The following is a 16,284-nucleotide window of genomic DNA, read 5'->3' as shown; positions in this document are numbered from 1 at the left end:
GCACAATACCAACATTCAAGTCAAAATCCACTTTCATAGAAGGTGGCTTTGATTGACTCCCCATAAGAGCGTTTCTAAATTCCGATTCTCAGAATCCGAATTTTACATCGAAGACAGCTTTAACTGCTTATCTTCTAACTCATGTTTATCTTGATATTTCACATATCTACGTATCATTTCTGTATTAACACCTACGGTGTCCACGCAGTAACCTCTTGCACAAAAATGATTGCCCCATAATTTATGTTTCCTTAAATAGGGAAACTTATTGAACAATCTAATCGCTGTGCGACCTTTTAAGTGGACCATCACATCTGATACCGATAACTTCGGGAGGGGGGGAATCTTCACTAAAAGATGAACCTGAGATTGCCGAACATTCAGCTCAACTATCTCTAGTTTCAATTGCTCACAAAGTATCCTTAGATGGATATACACTTCTCGACCAACTTTATCTTTCAAGATCCGAAAGTGATATTTCGGTGTCCAAACTAAATGATATTGACAATGAAATCACATGCGATGATTTCTTAAATCGACTCATTGTTTTTCCTTATGTTGGTTATGGGGATAACTTCCACAAGGATTTTCTATGAGTCGATTTTTTCAGGCAAAGCCTTTTTAGCCGATAACCACCTTCATAGAGGGTGGTTTTTAGTTAGCAATAAAAGGACTAAGCCCTGTACAATAACAGGATCCAGCCCTTAAATTAAGTGAGCCTAATTTTTTGTGCGCAGATCACGTTACCGTCTTGGTAAGTAACGAATTGGATCAACCGATTTACCTTCATAACGAATTTCAAAGTGAAGTTTTACGTTATTGGTACCGGTACTACCCATTTTCGCAATTTCTTGTCCTGCTTTAATTTCTTGCTGATCGCGGACGAGGATTCGGTCGTTGTGTGCATAGGCGCTTAAGAAATCATCATTATGTTTGATGATGATAAGATTACCATAACCACGCAATGCGTTACCGGCATAAACCACTCGACCTGCGGCCGCCGCTTTAACCGATTGTCCACGAGAGCCGGCAATATCAATCCCTTTATTACCGCCATCCGAACTTGAGAAACCTTGGATAATATTTCCATTTGTAGGCCATTGCCAGGCGATATTTGAGGCAATTGGCTCCACCACATTGGCATTCACCGGCGTGGTATTCCCTGTTGCTACCGGTGTGGTTGGAACATTGATTGGCATTGTCGGGCTTGGTGCGCTAGAAGCTACACCTACGCCTGATTTAATTGGACCAATCACTGTTCCATCAGATCCAATTTGGGTCCCATTTGCGCCTGGGGTATAAGTCACTACCGGGGTTGCCGGTGTCGGATTATTTACCGGCACGGTGGTGGTGATGGTTTTTGTGGTACATTTTCCGATTTTTAAAGTCTGCCCAACGCTTAAGCTGTAAGGCTCTGACATATTATTTAATGCTGCCAATTCTTTAACGTCCATACCGGCTAAGTAAGCGATAAGGAACATCGTGTCACCTTTATTGACTTTATAAGCGCTCCCTTTATATGAGCCTTTTTGAATTTGGCTGTAATCCGGGGCATTGGTATTCGGATTGCGTGGCACATTAATTGGGCTTGAGTTTGTACAATCTGACACGGTTTTGGTTACCGTTTTAGTTTGAGGGTGTACAGGCGCCGATGTTGTAGGTTGTACCGACTGATAAGTCGGTTGTGTGGGGACGCTTGGCATACTACTTGGCATAGTATTTTGTTGAATTTCCGGCTGCCAAGTGCCGCTACTGCTGTTGTCCACCGGCTGCATAATACCCGGTGAAAGTTCCCCACCGGCATTTTCAATTGGCGCTTGGGTATTCGATGAACAAGCAGTTAAAATTGTCACACTCAGAGGCAATAATAAAAACGATTTCTTCATTTATTTTTCCTTCTTATTTCATGGTATTTGGCATCGTTTGTTGTTCGATTTCCGGCATAAAACTGCCTCCTGCAACGGCGCCTGTGCCTTCAACAGGCTGCATAATACCATTGGGTAACACATTCGGATCTTGGGCTTCTTGCGAAGCACAAGCAGATAACACAAACACCATAGACAACATAAATAAATATTTATTCATTACCTATCCTATTTATTTCAAAATAAAGTAAGCCACCACAGCAAGCACAACCACCGCCCAGCCAATAATTTCAATGGATTGACGTAATTTTGCTGCAAATTTTTCTCCGCCCCAAGCAGCAAGTTTTGCCACCAACAAAAAACGTGCTGCTCGAGAGATAAATGCCGTGACTACAAAAGGCAAAAACGCCATTTGCATGACGCCGGCACAAATCGTAAACACTTTATAGGGAATAGGGCTGAAACCTGCCACGAAAACTACCAATCCCCCCCATTGCTCAAACCAGCTTATCGCTGTTGCCCAGTGTTCACCATAGCCCCATTGCTGGACAATCCCCTGTACCCAATCTGTTGCAAAATAACCGATGGCATAGCCCACCATACCGCCAAGAACAGAAGCAATCGCTGTATAAAGAGCCAATTTGACCGCACTTTTTGGCTTTGACATCGACATAGGGATCAACATCACATCCGGCGGAATGGGGAAAAAGATCGCTTCAATAAAACTCACAAAGGATAGCCAAAACGCCGCAAAACGATGTGTCGACCACGCCATGGTTTTATCGTACATGGAGCCAAAAATATTCATTCCCTTCACCTTCTAATTATCATTTAATCAAAAAACGTGCATTATTCACGTTCCAGCCAATCTTGTAAAGCCTGAATTGAATGATGTGCTGTCATATCCGCTTGGATAGGGGTAATGGATACATAGCCATTTTTTACGGCATGAAAATCCGTACCCTCTTGCTCGTTTTCCGGCAAACCGGCAGGACCAATCCAATAAATGGCTTCACCACGAGGATCTTCTTGTTTTATCACCTCTGCCGCAGATGAACGGTAACCCAAATGGCAAACTTTATAGCCTTTGAGTTCCTCATAAGGCAAATCCGGTACATTAATATTGATAATTTCTCGAGGATTTAATAATTGATTATGCAATTTGGGAATTAAATCTGCCACCACTCGGGCTGCGGTTTCATAATGTTGGCGGCCATCTAGTGAAACAGCAATGGAAGGCAAACCCAAATGGCGCCCTTCTAATGCAGCCGCCACAGTGCCGGAATAAAGGGTATCATCCCCCATATTACACCCGGCATTAATGCCCGAAACCACTAAATCTACCAGACCGGATAAAAAACCGTTTAAGGCTAAATGCACACAATCTGCCGGCGTGCCGTTAATGCAATAATCCCCATTATCTAAATGGCGAGGGCGTAAGGGTTCAACCAAGGTTAATGCACTGGATGCCGCACTGCGATTGCGATCCGGTGCGACAATCACAACATCTGCAAATTGGCGTAATTCCGCTGCTAAAACTTGGATACCTTCTGCGTGAAAACCATCATCATTACTTAATAAAATTCGCATTATGCTTCCTTATAATTGACTAATTCCCGAATCAATGCCGTGGCATAACTGCCTGCCAGCAAATAAAAAGAGAGGGCTAATCCTTCCTCAACAAACTGCCATCTGAAATGCTGTGGCTGCATCAAAAGCGGACGGCGAACCGCTTTCATTTTTTCCTGCTTCATTAAAGGCGAGAACACATTGTGTTGTTCCACAATGGCATTTTCAATATCTGAAGCCTGCGGATTTTCTTCACCGATAAGCGGGGCTGTGAGCAAAATATCTTGATTTTCTAACCGCACTTGTAAGACATTTAAGTCTTCTGTGTCATCGGCTTTAAACCAACTGTGCGAGCCGTTTAATTGCACAATATCATTGGGCAAAATCTGTTGTGCAAGGTTTTGTTCAATGCGAGCTGCCACTACTAAATTAAAAATTTCACTACGGGCGGCGGAAAGGTAAAAACTGCGTTTTTTGCGATCTTTAACCTTAATTTCGCCCTTTGCCCAACGTAATGCTTGTGTGAGATTATGCCCATCACGGCCAAAGCGTTGTTCTGTAAAATAATTGGGGAAACCCACCTTTTCCACTATTTCTAAGCGAGTCTTTAATTCCTCGCTTTCTTTGGCATCACGCAGCAAAATATCAAAATAATTGCCTTGTAAACTACCGGTGCGGATTTTGCGATGATGACGTGTGACCGCTAAAATTTCAACCCCTTCTAATTCAAAACCACTGAAATCCGGTGTATCTTTCCCCGGCATTTGCAAGCAGAACCATTGTTCGGTCACTGCTTGGCGATCTTTTAAACCGGCATACCCCATATTCCGCACCGACACCCCAGCAAATTGCGCCAATTTTTCCCCCACAAATAAGGTATTGCACCCTGTTTTGCGAACCTTTAACGCCACAAACTCCCCTTCACCAGACATTTCATAGCCCAGGTCTTCTTTCACCACAAAATCCACACAATGTTGCTTTAAAAGTGCGGTGGATTTTGGCGGTGTTTTTAACGTGAGATAAGGGAGTTGTTCAAGCATAGTTTTCATGAAGTTGGATTGAAAATAATCTGCGAAATTTTATGCGACTTTTGGGGATTTATCCACTAAAATAACCGCACTTTTCACGCCAACTAAGGAATGGACAATGACTGATTTGACCGAACTTCAAGCGGAAACACGCGAAATTATCACCGATTTATTAAATGACGGTAGCGATCCTGCTGCACTCTATATTATTGAACATCACGTTGCGCACTATGACTTTGAGGCATTGGAAAAAATTGCGGTGGATGCGTTCAAAGCTGGCTATGAAGTTTCAGAGGCAGAAGAATTTGAAGATGAGCATGGAAAGGCGATTTTCTGTTTTGACATCATCAGCGAGGTGGAATTAAAGGCAGAGATTATTGATGCCCAACAAAAAGAAATTTTACCGCTCATTGAGAAACACAAAGGCCTTTATGATGGCTGGGGAACCTATTTTGAAGACCCTAATGCCGATGAAGATGAATACGGTAATGACGGTGAATTTTTTGATGACGATGAGGTCGAAGAAGCACGTTTACATTAATTCACTCATTCAATAAGCCTTTTATAACCCTAAGACCGCACCATAAAAGTGCGGTCACATTTTTGAATGTTGGTTTTGCCAACACGCCAAAGGCGTGAATAAATCGCTTTAGTGATTGATGAATAATTTTTGGAGAAATTTATGAAATTAAAAGCATTCAGCCTTGCGCTATTGACCCTCCCCTTTAGCACCGCTATTTTAGCGGAAAATGTTGCTTCTGCACCGCCAACCAACATTGTATCATTTAGCACGGAAGTGGAAAAAAACATTGAACGTGATCTGTTAAATGTCCGTTTGTTCTATCAAGTGGAAGGAAAAAATTTATCGGAATTAAACCAAACTATTTCAGAGCGATTAAATAAAGCCGTGGGCATTGTCAAAGGGCAAAGTGCGGTTGAAATTAAGGGAAATTACCGCAACACCACAATACGCTATGACAATGAAGGCAAAAAAAATGGCTGGATTGCACGAGCAACGTTAGTGCTGGAAAGCCAAGATTTCCAAGCCTTATCCAATGTGGTGGTCTCGCTTGATGGTGTGCTTGCCGTTGAAGATGTCAATGCCACCTTATCCTCTGAAAAACTCATGGGTGTAGAAAATGAATTAACCCAGCAAGCCATTGAAAAATTCAAAAATAAAGCCACATTAATTCAGAATTCATTGCAGATGAAAAGCTATCGAATTCTTGATTTAGACATTTCATCTGTCAATGAACCGGCACCGATTCGTGCCTATGCAGCGCCAAGAGCAGCGAAGATGACGATGCTCTCTGCGGAGGCTGCGAATGCAGATAATGCCTTTTTAGAGAATGGAAAGGAAACCGTACGCGTGCGAGCCAATGCACGAATTGAATTGTTGAAAGATTAATTTCCTATACAATTCCTTTTTCTTCTATACAATGACAACAATTTTTACACAATAAGGAAACCTCATGAACGTAGCAAAAAATGTCGTGGTGAGCATTGCTTACCAAGTACGCACCCAAGATGGTGTATTAGTGGACGAAGCACCGGCCAATCAGCCCTTAGAATATTTACAAGGCCATCATAATTTAGTCGTTGGTCTTGAAAAAGCCCTGGAAGGCAAAGCCGTAGGCGATAAATTTGAAGTTCGTGTCCAACCGGAAGAAGGTTATGGCGAATATAATGAAAATATGGTGCAACGTGTACCTAAAGAGGTATTCCAAGGGGTTGATGAATTAGTGGTGGGTATGCGTTTCTTAGCCGACACGGATATTGGCCCAATTCCTGTGGTGATTACCGAAATAGACGGAGATGAAGTGGTGGTGGACGGCAACCATATGTTAGCCGGTCAAGAATTACACTTCACCGTTGAAGTGGTCGCCACCCGTGAAGCCACCTTAGAAGAAATCGCCCATGGTCATGTTCACGGTGCGCATGGCCATCATCACCATGATAGTGACGAAGAAGGTCACGGCTGTGGTTGTGGCGGTCATCACCATCATCATAATCACGACCATGGACATGAAGGTTGTTGCGGCGGTGGTCATAAACAAGATCATCACGGACATGGCGGTTGTGGCTGCGGCGGTCACTAATTTTCGCTCAAAAGAGAAAGGGCAACTCATGTTGCCCTTCTTTTTGTCTGATAAATGAAGGAAAAAATGATGAAAAAAATCCTACTGTTAACGCTTCTTTTTGGGCTGAACGGCTGTGCGATGAACACCAAAGTGGAACAAACAGAAGTGAAACCACAAATGGCAGAAGCACAACATTTTTCAGGGAAAATCACCGGCTATGAAACTGTAAACTATCCTTTTTTTGTGAAAAAAGGGCAGAATTTAAACATCAGTATGGCGACATTTTTCCCCCACGCTTACTTCAATATCCTACCCCCTCAAGGACAAGAAGCCATTTTTAATGGCAGTGTACAAGGCGATCAATTTGAAGGGGTAGCACAAGAAACCAGAGAATATCAGGTTCAGGTTTATATGATGCGAGCCCAAGCCCGAAGAAATGAAACCATTCCCTATCAATTAGAAATCATTGTCGGCCAGGAGCTGCCGTAATGCCTTAAAAAATAGAGAAGAGGCCTCATTTCGCCTCCTCTGAAAAATTAGGCAGTGATTAAAAAGGCAGATTTCAATATGATACCGTCTTCAGTCTTTCGTATTAATCGAAAAACGCTTTTGCCATTGTTTTGGGCTGATATGGTGCTTCGCTTTAAAGTGTTGCCGAAATGCCGTTGTGGAGTGAAATCCAATTTGGTATGCAATTTCCTCAATTGTCAATTTACTACTTTCTAATAATTCCCGCCCCTTTTGCAGCCTTATTTCAATCAACCATTTAGTAAATGCCATCCCTGTTGCCTGACGAAAATGACGGGTGAATGTACTACGACTCATCATCAAGTGTCTGGCTAATTCATCAATCGAATAATTTCCTTTTAGATGAGTCCGTATAATTTCCAACCATTCATTGATATTCTCATTGGCAGTTTTACGCGTAATCGGCTGTTCGATGAATTGCGCTTGTCCTCCTTCTCGATGAGGAGAAATCACCAACAAGCGAGCCAGTTGATTGGCAATTTTTACGCCATATTGCCTTCGAACAATTGCAAGACAGCAATCTAACCCCGCGGATGTCCCTGCGGAAGTAATAATATTTTCATCTTCAATATAAATTGCACTGCAATCCAATTTTACTTGTGGGAAACGTTGTCTAAAATCCATTTCGCCCATCCAATGGGTTGTGGCTTTTTTTCCATTTAGCAATCCTGCATAAGCAAGTGAATATGTGCCATAACATAATCCCACAATGACCGCACCACGCTGTGCGGCTTGTTGTAATGCTTGTATTAATGCTTCGGAAGGCATTTGCGCCACATTATCCCAACCGGGAATTACAACAAAATCTGCCTGTTCCAGCAAACTCAGCTCACCGTCTGCCGTAATCGTAGCCGGGTGGGAATAAGTCATTGCCTGATTTTCAGCCACGATTTTGACTTTAAATAAAGGCTCTCCTTCGATTTCTGTTGAAAAAACCATATAGGGTACAGAAAACTGAAAGGGATTAAATTGTGGATAAAGGACAAGTGCAACCGTTGGAATCGCCATGTTTTCTCAATGTCATGAATTTGACCCAATTTTTTCGATATTTGAATAATAAGTCAATATTTTTATTTTTTCCTTGTTTTATAATAGTTATACCGTATTTGGTACAGTCTAATTTATTTTCATTTTTACAAGAGGAAACTTATGAAATTAAAACCTATCTTATTTACACTTATAGCAACAACCTTTGCCGCAACAGCGAATGCTGAAATCAGCTATCAGCATATCCGTAATGCCACTGCGAAAATTGAAATGGCAGGTAGCACCTTTTTAATCGACCCCTATCTCGCTCCTAAGGGCACTTATGCCGGATTTGAAGGAACGATTAACAGCGAAAAACGCAATCCTTTAATTGAAATGGCAGAACCAGTCGATCAAATACTAAAAGGCGTTGATGCAGTAATTGTTACGCATACTCATCCTGATCATTGGGACGAATACGCACAAAAAGTGTTACCGAAAACCTTGCCAATTTTTGTGCAAAATGCCGGTGATGCACAAATTATCCGCTCACAAGGTTTTAAAGATGTTCGAGTTGTTGGCAAAAATACCGAGTTTAATCAGGTAAAATTAAGTAAAACCGGTGGGCAACACGGCACAGATCAGATGTATGCAATTCCTCAACTTGCCGAGTTTGCCGGAGAAGCAATGGGCGTGATTATGCAAGCTAAAGGAGAGAAAACACTCTATATCGTTGGAGATACTATTTGGAATTATGTGGTCGATCATACCCTCAATCACTATAACCCCGAAATCATTGTAATGAATACCGGCTATGCTCAATTACAAGGGTTCTCCGGTAGCCTTATTACGGGAAAAGCTGATGTTGCCAAAGCCCGTCAAGTTGCACCAAAATCCGATATTATTACGGTGCATATGGATGCAGTAAATCATGCATCGGTAACGTCCGATGAAATGCGAAAATTCGTAAAAGAGAATAAGTTGAATAAGGTTGCAGTACCAAAAGAAAGTGAAGTACTGAAATACTAAGTAGAATCATCTATCTACTATTTGCGACTGGAGCCTCTCTAAATGAAAAGCGGTTGTAAAATCTTATGATTTTCAACCGCACTTTTTACTTTCTCACTAAAATCAAAAAGCGACAATCATAAGGATTGTTCTCGTCTTTCTCTTGATATTTTTCAAATTCAATGTGCCACTCCTCCCAATTTAAGGTTGGGAAAAAGGTATCGCCATCAAGTTCCGTTTGAATTTGGGTTAAATAGAGTTTATCCGCTTGGGGCAAATATTGCTTAAAAAGTTCACCGCCACCAATCAACATTATTTCTTCAGAATCTTTGACAAAATCAACCGCACTTTCAACGCTATTTTTCCAAAGGATGCCTTCAGATTCATAGGGCTGACGAGATAATACGATATTGACCCGTTTTGGCAAGGGACGACCAATACTTTCAAAGGTTTTACGCCCCATAATGACCGGTTTTCCCATGGTATTTTTTCTAAACCAAGCCAGATCAGCAGGCAGATGCCAAGGCATTTGGTTATCTTTACCAATCACACCGTTGAGCGTGGTGGCAACAATTAAACTGAATATCATAAAAACTCCTCGTTGAATTGCTGAGCAATATATCACAGCACAACATAAAGTTAATGCTTTTTAACAAATTTAGTGATAACGTAAACGCCGTTTTTTGAGATGAAAATAGAGAAAAAATGAACAAGAAAACCATTGTTATCAAATTTGGCACGAGCACCTTAACTCAAGGCTCAGCAAAATTAAATTCGCCACATATGGTAGAAATTGTAAGACAAATTGCCCAGCTTCACCATGAGGGCTTTCGTATATTGATTGTCACTTCCGGTGCCATTGCCGCAGGCCGTCATTATTTGAATCATCCCACGCTGCCTCCGACCATCGCTTCCAAACAATTATTGGCAGCAGTTGGGCAAAGCCAACTTATTCAGGCTTGGGAAAAATTATTTGCGATTTACGATATTCATATTGGGCAGATTTTATTGACCCGTGCAGATATCGAAGATCGTGAGCGTTTTCTCAATGCCCGTGATACCTTGCTGGCACTTTTGGATAATCACATTATTCCTGTTATTAATGAAAATGATGCGGTAGCAACGGCAGAAATTAAGGTGGGGGATAATGATAATCTCTCAGCTCTTGTAGCCATTCTCGTTCAAGCAGAACAACTTTATCTCTTAACGGATCAGCAAGGGTTGTTTGATAGCGATCCCCGTAAAAATCCGCAGGCAAAATTGATTCCAGTAGTGGATAAAATCACCGATCATACCCGCTCTATTGCAGGAGGGAGCGGTACAACGCTAGGTACCGGGGGGATGAGTACCAAAATTATTGCCGCTGATGTGGCAACTCGTTCCGGCATTGAGACTATTATCGCACCGGGTAACCGTCCAAATGTTATTGTGGATTTGGCACACGAACAGGGTATTGGTACGAAATTTACCGCTCATCATACAGATCGTTTAGAAAGCCGCAAACAATGGCTATTTGCGGCCCCTTCAGCAGGGGCGATTACCATTGATGAAGGCGCAGAACAAGCCATGCTTGTGCAAAATAAATCGCTATTACCGGCAGGGATCATAACGGTTGAAGGGCGTTTCTCCCGTGGTGAAGTGGTAAATATTCGCAATCAAGCAGGCAAAAATATCGCTCTTGGTATGCCACGCTATAACAGTGATGCGTTATTATTAATCAAGGGAAAAAAATCGCAAGAAATTGAAGCTATTTTGGGCTATGAATATGGTGCCGTAGCGCTTCATCGTGATGATATGATTATTTTATAAGGATGTATTGTGAAAAAAGCCTTTATTTTTGCTTTGTTATGGGGTTCTTTGACATTAAATGTGTTAGCAGATAGTGGTGCAGGACGTTCTCCCTTTTATGTGAATAGCTCAACAAAACGTTTAAACACAGCCGATTGTTATGATACGGATGATTGGTATCTAGATGGTTTTAGAGTAGGAAAAACGTTCAGTGCTTATCAACAAAGCTTATTACAACAGCGTATTAATTATTGTCAGCAATACGGTAGTATTTCTAGTGAGTTAAAGTCGGCATGGATGCAAGGTTACAAAAAGGGCGTTCCGCCTCAGAAAAAACAGGGTAAGAAAAAACGAAAAAAACACGCACAAGTTTAAGGAGCAATCGAAAATCTGCCAGTCAATTAAGCCTGTGACTGGCTTTTTTACGTGATATTTAAGCGTTTTTTCTCACAACTCTCGGATAGTTTCGCTTTTTCTTATTCGAGAGTTCGTAATGTCTCAATTCATCTAAAAGCGGTTGATATGCCTTAGGTAAATTTCCCGGACTTAATAATGATATGTAGGTTAGGTAGGCGATAACAGAAACATTGCAGCCGGCAAAGCTGAGTCTAATTAGGTGTGATTCCTTTATGTTTTTCCGTTTCTGTCATCGCTTTTCGGATTAGGTTATATGCCAGTAAATCCACAAATCTCTTGCTCAACTCTCCCTAGCTTTTTTGTTTCTTAATGTATAGGCTTGCGCCAATAAGTATTGCCTAACTTCTCGATAACCTAATTTAATTTCCCATCAGTGTCAATAAACTGAAAGGACGTCACCTGCTGGATAGGTCGTGCTATCAAGAAGAGAGCTAATACATTGAAAATATTTACCTTTTTCTGTTTTTTCTTATAATCGTACACATAAGCTCTCCGGCAATTCGGCATTTTATTTTCTCGATTGTGCTGCTGTATTTAATCAAATTCGCTTATCCCCTTGACCTAATTTGCACAAGGTGTCGGGGACAGAGGATTATCGGCTTGGGGCTATACTTATTCCTTTTAATTTGAGGTTTAAAACCTAGCTGGTATAAGTGGATTTGTTATAAGTTAAGTATTTTTCTGAGGATGACGGAATTGGAAAACAATGAAAATCATTGCTCCTGTAATCCCTAGTACAGCGCCACTAAATCCGATATATTCCAATCCTATATACTTCATAATTTGACCTCCGAATAATGCGCCGACACCAATCCCAGCATTAAATATGCCTGAATAAATGGCGGTGGCGACATCAGTGGCATCGGGGGCAAGTTTTAACACTTGCATTTGTAGCGCTAAACCGATACAGGAAATGCCGATTCCCCAGAGAAAGGTAAGGGAAAATATTGTAGTAGTATAATGGGTTGAACTGAGTAAAAGCGTGAGTGAGACAATAAATAATGCCATTGCACTTAGAATAAATTTTGGGGGGCTAAAACGATATAACCGATTGAACAGTAAACTGGCACTAATGCCTGATAAGCCAAATACGAGAAGAATCATCGTGGTGAGATTTGGCGCTAATTGCCCAATTTGAATCATAAAAGGTTCAATATAGGTATAGGCAGTAAAATGAGCAGAAATAATGAGTACTGTTGTGAAATAAAGCCCTATTAACAATGGGCGCTTAGCAAGAATGGGTAAACTGGCAAGTGAGCCAGCATTTTTACTTGATAGACGAGGTAAAAGCCGAATAATTAAGAACATTGCCAATAATGCCAGGGTGGCAATAATGCCGAAAGTGACCCGCCATCCGACAAGCTGACCGATTAAACGTCCGAGGGGTAAACCTAAGATGGTAGCAAGAGATGATCCGATTGCAAGCATCCCAAGTGCTTGCGTTTTTTTATTTTTAGGGGCAATACGCATTACGAGGGAGGCGGTGATAGACCAAAAAACGGCATGAGCTAAGGCAATACACATTCGGGCAATCAACAATACCCCAAAATTCCACGCAATCACAGAGAGAAGATGTCCGATAATGAAGATCACAAAAAGTTTAATGAGTAAACTTTTTCGCTCCATTTTGCCGGTTGCTAACATTGCCGGCAAAGACATTACCAATACAGTCCAAGCATAGACTGTCATCATCAGACCGGTTTCGGCGGTTTGCATATCAAAACTTTGCGCAATATCAGTGAGCAATGCAACAGGCACAAATTCTGTGGTGTTAAAAATAAAGGCGGCACAAGCCATAATAATGACTCGCCATGTTTGGATTTTTGCAGCTTGTTGGTAAAAAGTCATGACTTCAATTTCTCTTTAATGAGATCTTTTAATTGTTGACGGAAATTTTTGTTTATTTCCAGCTTGTACTGGGGAGAATAGCAACTGTCGAAAAAGCGAATAGGAAGTTTAAGGTTTTGGTATTTTTCATTCGCCGCAGAAAGGTTGAGATTGATATTACATTGCATCGTGCTCAAATCAATAGTGCCGTTGCCTTCGCCCAAAAGTGCGGGGGTTTTTAGGCTAATTTTATTGACGGTCAATAAATTATTTTCAAGGCTCAATGATGAAATGAAAGTTTGATAGGCGGTATTCATCTTTTTCTCTTGTAAAAGTTCATCATTGTAGTTAATAGGAAAATACTGTGTCGCAAGATCAAGTAAATTTACCCCTAAAAGCGTTCCGTACTGTGCACTAAAATCAAATTTTCCTTGCATTAACGCTGAATTGGAAAAAGTCAGCAGAATGTTAAAATCCGTTGTACCGGTCATGGTATTGGGAAAACTCAGTAACGTGAGTAAGCGCTCCATTGGAAAATTTTTGCCGGAAAATTTGACCGCACTTTTTTGTTCTAACTCATTGAATTTTAATACAGCGAGACAGTCTGTATTACACGCCGGTTTTATGTAGGCGATAAGCGCTTTTTGAGGTTTAAAGAAATCCGCATGTATTTCAATATAGCCGAGCGTTTGATCATTGAGTTTTGCCTTATTAATTTGGATTAAGCTTTCTTGATCTTGGCGAAAGGCAATATTGGCTTTATTAAAGGTGAAATTGAAGCGGGTATTTTTTCCATAAATGGGTTTTTCAAGTTCAATTGCAATGCGATTTTCACCATCAAAAGCAATATTTTTTGCCAATAATTTTTTCAGTAAAAAATCTGAAAAAGACAGGGTGATTTTCGCTGAATTGAGGGCATTTTCACTGAATTTGATTTGATTTATGGTAAGTTGTTCAAGTTTTGGATTGCCGAACATTAAAGGTAAAAAGGCAAGTTTCCCCTCAATTTGTTTGAGCGATAGAGCGTGATAGTTCAGTTGCTCAATGGTGAAATAAGGTTGAGGAAGGAAACCGAACTCAAGGGATTTCACTTGAATATTGTGCAGGGCTAATTGTTCGGTGAGCTGGCTCTTCGCTTGCTGGAGTTGAATATAAAAAAACGCAAAGATCGCTACAAGCACGATCAGCAGGCTTATTGCGATCTTTTTCATTTATTTATCCTCATCGATACGACTTGCCACCGCATTTTGTTGGTTTCGATATTTCGCATCTTTACGGCGATTATAAGGGCGGGCGGCATCACCGCTTAGCACTTCAAAACTAAGTGCGCCGATGACCATATTCGGGCGTAAGGCTAAAGGTAATTTACCTGAATTATAAAACTCAAGAACGATTTTGCCTTCCCAACCCGGATCGATGCGGTGTGCGGTAACATGCACCATTAAGCCTAAACGAGCAAGAGAGGAGCGCCCGTCTAGCCAACCGATAATATTGGCCGGTAATTTGACGGATTCTAAGGTTGTTGCCAAAGCCAGTACACCGGGGTGGAGAAAAAAAGCCTCGTTATCGGGAATGATGATTTCATCACTCATTACGGATTCCAATTGGGCAGAAACCTCTTCTTTCGGGCCACTTAAATCAATATAAGGTGCGGAATGTTCACGAAATACCCGGAAAGAATTCCCCAAACGCACATCAATGGTTGCACCATTAATTTTACTGTTATCCGGACGAGGGGTTAAAGCAATAATGCCATCATCAAGATAACGTTCAATATCAGTATCGCAAAGACGCATAATTTCTCCTACTTTTGATTAAGTAAATGAAGGATTTGGGCTTTTAACATATTGATTGCAATACGGTTTTTACCACCACGAGGAATAACAATATCGGCATATTGTTTAGATGGCTCAATAAATTGTAAAAACATCGGGCGAACCGTTGACCGATATTGGTCAATGACAGATTGCAATGAACGTCCCCGTTCTTCCATATCACGTTGCAAGCGGCGGATAAAACAAATATCAAGTGGTGTATCCACAAAAACAGAAATATCCGCTAATTGGCGTACCCGTTCATCGGTGAGCAGTAAAATGCCCTCTAAAATCACGATACGTTTAGGGGTGAAGTGCGTGGTTTCCGCGGTTCGGGTGTGTTCTACATAGCTATAAACAGGAATATCCACCGCCTTATTGGCTTTTAAATCTTTTAAATGCTGAATAAGTAAATCACGATCCATCGAGTTGGGGTGGTCATAATTGGTTTTTACCCGTTCGCTCATTTCTAAATGGCTTTGGTCTTTATAATAGCTATCTTCTGCAATAATACCGATTTGCTGACAACCTAATTCGTTACAAAGTTCTTTATGAACGGTGGAGGCAATGGAACTTTTCCCTGAGGCGGAGGCACCTGTGATGGCGATGATAATACAAGATGAATCTGGCATAAATATAACCTGAAGGCTGAGAAAATTCTCTGAATTATAAAGAAAAGTGCGGTCAATTTCACCTTTATTTTTCGGTATCAATTCGCAAAATTGTGAAGGGAATCACGGTATTATTTTTCATTTTCGCATAGCATTTTGGCATTTTATCCAATAGAGGGGATTACTATGACATTCAATAAAATTTCTCTTTCTATTTCAACCGCACTTTTAGCGGGAAGTTTAATGTTCTCTTCCGCAGTCTATGGGAAAGGTCGCTTGGTCGTTTATTGCAGTGCCACGAATGTGTTATGTGAAACCACCATAAAAGCCTTTGGCGAAAAGTATGATGTGAAAACCTCCTTTATCCGCAATGGTTCAGGGAGTACTTTTGCCAAAGTGGACGCCGAAAAAAATAATCCCCAAGCGGATGTTTGGTTTGGCGGCACCTTTGATCCTCAGGCACAAGCGGCAGAATTAGGATTAATTGAGCCTTATCAATCTCAACATATTGATGAAATTGTCGAAGCTTTCCGTGACCCGGCAAAAACAAAAGGGCATTATGTTTCCGCCATTTATATGGGGATTTTAGGGTTTGGGGTGAATACCGAGCGTCTTGCCAAATTAGGCGTTAAAGAAGTGCCGAAATGTTGGAAAGATTTAACAGATCCTAAGTTAAAAGGGGAAATCCAAATTGCTGATCCACAAAGTTCCGGCACGGCTTACACCGCCATTGCGACCTTTGTGCAACTTTGGGGTGAGGACAAGGTGTCAATGATCTTCCA

The 16,284-nt window shown here is 41.2% G+C and carries 19 protein-coding genes and 1 pseudogene; 8 read left to right on the top strand and 12 right to left on the bottom strand.

The features are described from left to right. Window positions 1-102 precede the first annotated feature (102 nt). The 6 genes and pseudogenes from tnpA to truD form a co-directional block, all read right to left on the bottom strand. Window positions 103-544 (bottom strand): annotated as a pseudogene (tnpA, locus tag BKK50_RS11225) (IS200/IS605 family transposase). Window positions 545-743: 199 nt separating this feature from the next. Further along, window positions 744-1,886, bottom strand: a complete 1,143-nt coding sequence (nlpD, locus tag BKK50_RS11220) for a murein hydrolase activator NlpD (protein ID WP_077418123.1) — start codon at window positions 1,884-1,886, stop codon at window positions 744-746. Between the two features lie 13 nt (window positions 1,887-1,899). Beyond that, window positions 1,900-2,085 carry a putative periplasmic lipoprotein gene (locus tag BKK50_RS11215; protein ID WP_077418121.1) on the bottom strand — a complete coding sequence of 62 codons (186 nt, stop codon included), beginning with the start codon at window positions 2,083-2,085 and terminating at the stop codon, window positions 1,900-1,902. 12 nt (window positions 2,086-2,097) lie between these two features. Further along, the gene (locus tag BKK50_RS11210) at window positions 2,098-2,673 is read right to left on the bottom strand and encodes a YqaA family protein (protein WP_077418119.1); all 576 of its coding nucleotides are present in this window, start codon (window positions 2,671-2,673) and stop codon (window positions 2,098-2,100) included. A 41-nt stretch (window positions 2,674-2,714) separates the two neighbouring features. Then, window positions 2,715-3,455, bottom strand: coding sequence for a 5'/3'-nucleotidase SurE (gene surE / locus BKK50_RS11205; protein ID WP_077418116.1), 741 nt, complete (start codon window positions 3,453-3,455; stop codon window positions 2,715-2,717). Beyond that, entirely contained in the window at window positions 3,455-4,474 is a 1,020-nt protein-coding gene (gene truD, locus BKK50_RS11200; RefSeq protein ID WP_077418112.1) for a tRNA pseudouridine(13) synthase TruD, read from the bottom strand. Before truD ends, surE begins: the two co-directional genes overlap by 1 nt. A gap of 106 nt (window positions 4,475-4,580) precedes the next feature. Between truD and rraB the strand changes: the two genes are divergently transcribed. The 4 genes from rraB to BKK50_RS11180 all read left to right on the top strand — a co-directional run bounded on the left by rraB (window position 4,581) and on the right by BKK50_RS11180 (window position 7,032). Further along, the gene (rraB, locus tag BKK50_RS11195; RefSeq protein WP_077418109.1) at window positions 4,581-5,003 is read left to right on the top strand and encodes a ribonuclease E inhibitor RraB; all 423 of its coding nucleotides are present in this window, start codon (window positions 4,581-4,583) and stop codon (window positions 5,001-5,003) included. 141 nt (window positions 5,004-5,144) lie between these two features. Then, entirely contained in the window at window positions 5,145-5,870 is a 726-nt protein-coding gene (locus tag BKK50_RS11190; RefSeq protein WP_077418106.1) for an SIMPL domain-containing protein, read from the top strand. 64 nt (window positions 5,871-5,934) lie between these two features. Further along, window positions 5,935-6,561 carry a peptidylprolyl isomerase gene (slyD, locus tag BKK50_RS11185; protein WP_077418103.1) on the top strand — a complete coding sequence of 209 codons (627 nt, stop codon included), beginning with the start codon at window positions 5,935-5,937 and terminating at the stop codon, window positions 6,559-6,561. A gap of 66 nt (window positions 6,562-6,627) precedes the next feature. Next, complete coding sequence (locus BKK50_RS11180) at window positions 6,628-7,032, top strand: hypothetical protein (RefSeq protein ID WP_143531281.1); 405 nt, start codon at window positions 6,628-6,630, stop codon at window positions 7,030-7,032. A gap of 90 nt (window positions 7,033-7,122) precedes the next feature. On the opposite strand, the gene BKK50_RS11175 is transcribed toward BKK50_RS11180, so the two are convergent. Continuing rightward, complete coding sequence (locus BKK50_RS11175; RefSeq protein ID WP_077418097.1) at window positions 7,123-8,079, bottom strand: GlxA family transcriptional regulator; 957 nt, start codon at window positions 8,077-8,079, stop codon at window positions 7,123-7,125. Window positions 8,080-8,220: 141 nt separating this feature from the next. Here BKK50_RS11175 and BKK50_RS11170 point away from each other — a divergent pair, with 141 nt between their 5' ends. Then, on the top strand, window positions 8,221-9,066 hold the full coding sequence (locus tag BKK50_RS11170; protein ID WP_077418094.1) for an MBL fold metallo-hydrolase: 846 nt from the start codon (window positions 8,221-8,223) through the stop codon (window positions 9,064-9,066). Window positions 9,067-9,151: 85 nt separating this feature from the next. Here the strand turns inward: BKK50_RS11170 and folA are convergent, their stop codons facing one another. Further along, entirely contained in the window at window positions 9,152-9,634 is a 483-nt protein-coding gene (gene folA, locus BKK50_RS11165; protein WP_077418091.1) for a type 3 dihydrofolate reductase, read from the bottom strand. 116 nt (window positions 9,635-9,750) lie between these two features. On the opposite strand from folA, the gene proB reads away from it, so the two are divergent. Then, window positions 9,751-10,854 (top strand): glutamate 5-kinase, encoded by a 1,104-nt coding sequence (proB, locus tag BKK50_RS11160; RefSeq protein WP_077418088.1) that lies wholly within the window; start codon window positions 9,751-9,753, stop codon window positions 10,852-10,854. A 9-nt stretch (window positions 10,855-10,863) separates the two neighbouring features. Further along, complete coding sequence (locus BKK50_RS11155) at window positions 10,864-11,208, top strand: hypothetical protein (RefSeq protein WP_077418085.1); 345 nt, start codon at window positions 10,864-10,866, stop codon at window positions 11,206-11,208. 711 nt (window positions 11,209-11,919) lie between these two features. On the opposite strand, the gene BKK50_RS11150 is transcribed toward BKK50_RS11155, so the two are convergent. The 4 genes from BKK50_RS11150 to udk are packed head-to-tail and all read right to left on the bottom strand — an operon-like array spanning window position 11,920 to window position 15,523. Next, entirely contained in the window at window positions 11,920-13,098 is a 1,179-nt protein-coding gene (locus BKK50_RS11150; protein ID WP_077418082.1) for a sugar transporter, read from the bottom strand. Beyond that, window positions 13,095-14,288, bottom strand: a complete 1,194-nt coding sequence (locus BKK50_RS11145; protein ID WP_077418079.1) for a hypothetical protein — start codon at window positions 14,286-14,288, stop codon at window positions 13,095-13,097. The genes BKK50_RS11150 and BKK50_RS11145 overlap by 4 nt, the downstream gene beginning before the upstream one ends. After that, the gene (dcd, locus tag BKK50_RS11140; RefSeq protein WP_077418076.1) at window positions 14,289-14,873 is read right to left on the bottom strand and encodes a dCTP deaminase; all 585 of its coding nucleotides are present in this window, start codon (window positions 14,871-14,873) and stop codon (window positions 14,289-14,291) included. Window positions 14,874-14,881: 8 nt separating this feature from the next. Beyond that, entirely contained in the window at window positions 14,882-15,523 is a 642-nt protein-coding gene (gene udk, locus BKK50_RS11135) for a uridine kinase (protein ID WP_077418073.1), read from the bottom strand. 165 nt (window positions 15,524-15,688) lie between these two features. Here udk and BKK50_RS11130 point away from each other — a divergent pair. Next, window positions 15,689-16,284 (top strand): extracellular solute-binding protein (locus BKK50_RS11130; protein WP_143529819.1); only part of this gene is annotated, 596 nt, incomplete at its 3' end.

It is taken from the genome of Rodentibacter rarus (genome assembly GCF_001998965.1).
GTDB classification, from domain to species: domain Bacteria; phylum Pseudomonadota; class Gammaproteobacteria; order Enterobacterales; family Pasteurellaceae; genus Rodentibacter; species Rodentibacter rarus.
This window is presented reverse-complemented; position numbering and strand designations above follow the sequence as displayed.

Excerpts from the sequence above, each read along its gene's own strand:
- nlpD (WP_077418123.1), bottom strand. The coding sequence starts at position 1,886 with ATGAAGAAATCGTTTTTATTATTGCCTCTGAGTGTGACAATTTTAACT.
- BKK50_RS11215 (WP_077418121.1), bottom strand. The coding sequence starts at position 2,085 with ATGAATAAATATTTATTTATGTTGTCTATGGTGTTTGTGTTATCTGCT.
- BKK50_RS11210 (WP_077418119.1), bottom strand. The coding sequence starts at position 2,673 with ATGAATATTTTTGGCTCCATGTACGATAAAACCATGGCGTGGTCGACA.
- surE (WP_077418116.1), bottom strand. The coding sequence starts at position 3,455 with ATGCGAATTTTATTAAGTAATGATGATGGTTTTCACGCAGAAGGTATC.
- truD (WP_077418112.1), bottom strand. The coding sequence starts at position 4,474 with ATGCTTGAACAACTCCCTTATCTCACGTTAAAAACACCGCCAAAATCC.
- rraB (WP_077418109.1), top strand. The coding sequence starts at position 4,581 with ATGACTGATTTGACCGAACTTCAAGCGGAAACACGCGAAATTATCACC.
- BKK50_RS11190 (WP_077418106.1), top strand. The coding sequence starts at position 5,145 with ATGAAATTAAAAGCATTCAGCCTTGCGCTATTGACCCTCCCCTTTAGC.
- slyD (WP_077418103.1), top strand. The coding sequence starts at position 5,935 with ATGAACGTAGCAAAAAATGTCGTGGTGAGCATTGCTTACCAAGTACGC.
- BKK50_RS11180 (WP_143531281.1), top strand. The coding sequence starts at position 6,628 with ATGATGAAAAAAATCCTACTGTTAACGCTTCTTTTTGGGCTGAACGGC.
- BKK50_RS11175 (WP_077418097.1), bottom strand. The coding sequence starts at position 8,079 with ATGGCGATTCCAACGGTTGCACTTGTCCTTTATCCACAATTTAATCCC.
- BKK50_RS11170 (WP_077418094.1), top strand. The coding sequence starts at position 8,221 with ATGAAATTAAAACCTATCTTATTTACACTTATAGCAACAACCTTTGCC.
- folA (WP_077418091.1), bottom strand. The coding sequence starts at position 9,634 with ATGATATTCAGTTTAATTGTTGCCACCACGCTCAACGGTGTGATTGGT.
- proB (WP_077418088.1), top strand. The coding sequence starts at position 9,751 with ATGAACAAGAAAACCATTGTTATCAAATTTGGCACGAGCACCTTAACT.
- BKK50_RS11150 (WP_077418082.1), bottom strand. The coding sequence starts at position 13,098 with ATGACTTTTTACCAACAAGCTGCAAAAATCCAAACATGGCGAGTCATT.
- BKK50_RS11145 (WP_077418079.1), bottom strand. The coding sequence starts at position 14,288 with ATGAAAAAGATCGCAATAAGCCTGCTGATCGTGCTTGTAGCGATCTTT.
- dcd (WP_077418076.1), bottom strand. The coding sequence starts at position 14,873 with ATGCGTCTTTGCGATACTGATATTGAACGTTATCTTGATGATGGCATT.
- udk (WP_077418073.1), bottom strand. The coding sequence starts at position 15,523 with ATGCCAGATTCATCTTGTATTATCATCGCCATCACAGGTGCCTCCGCC.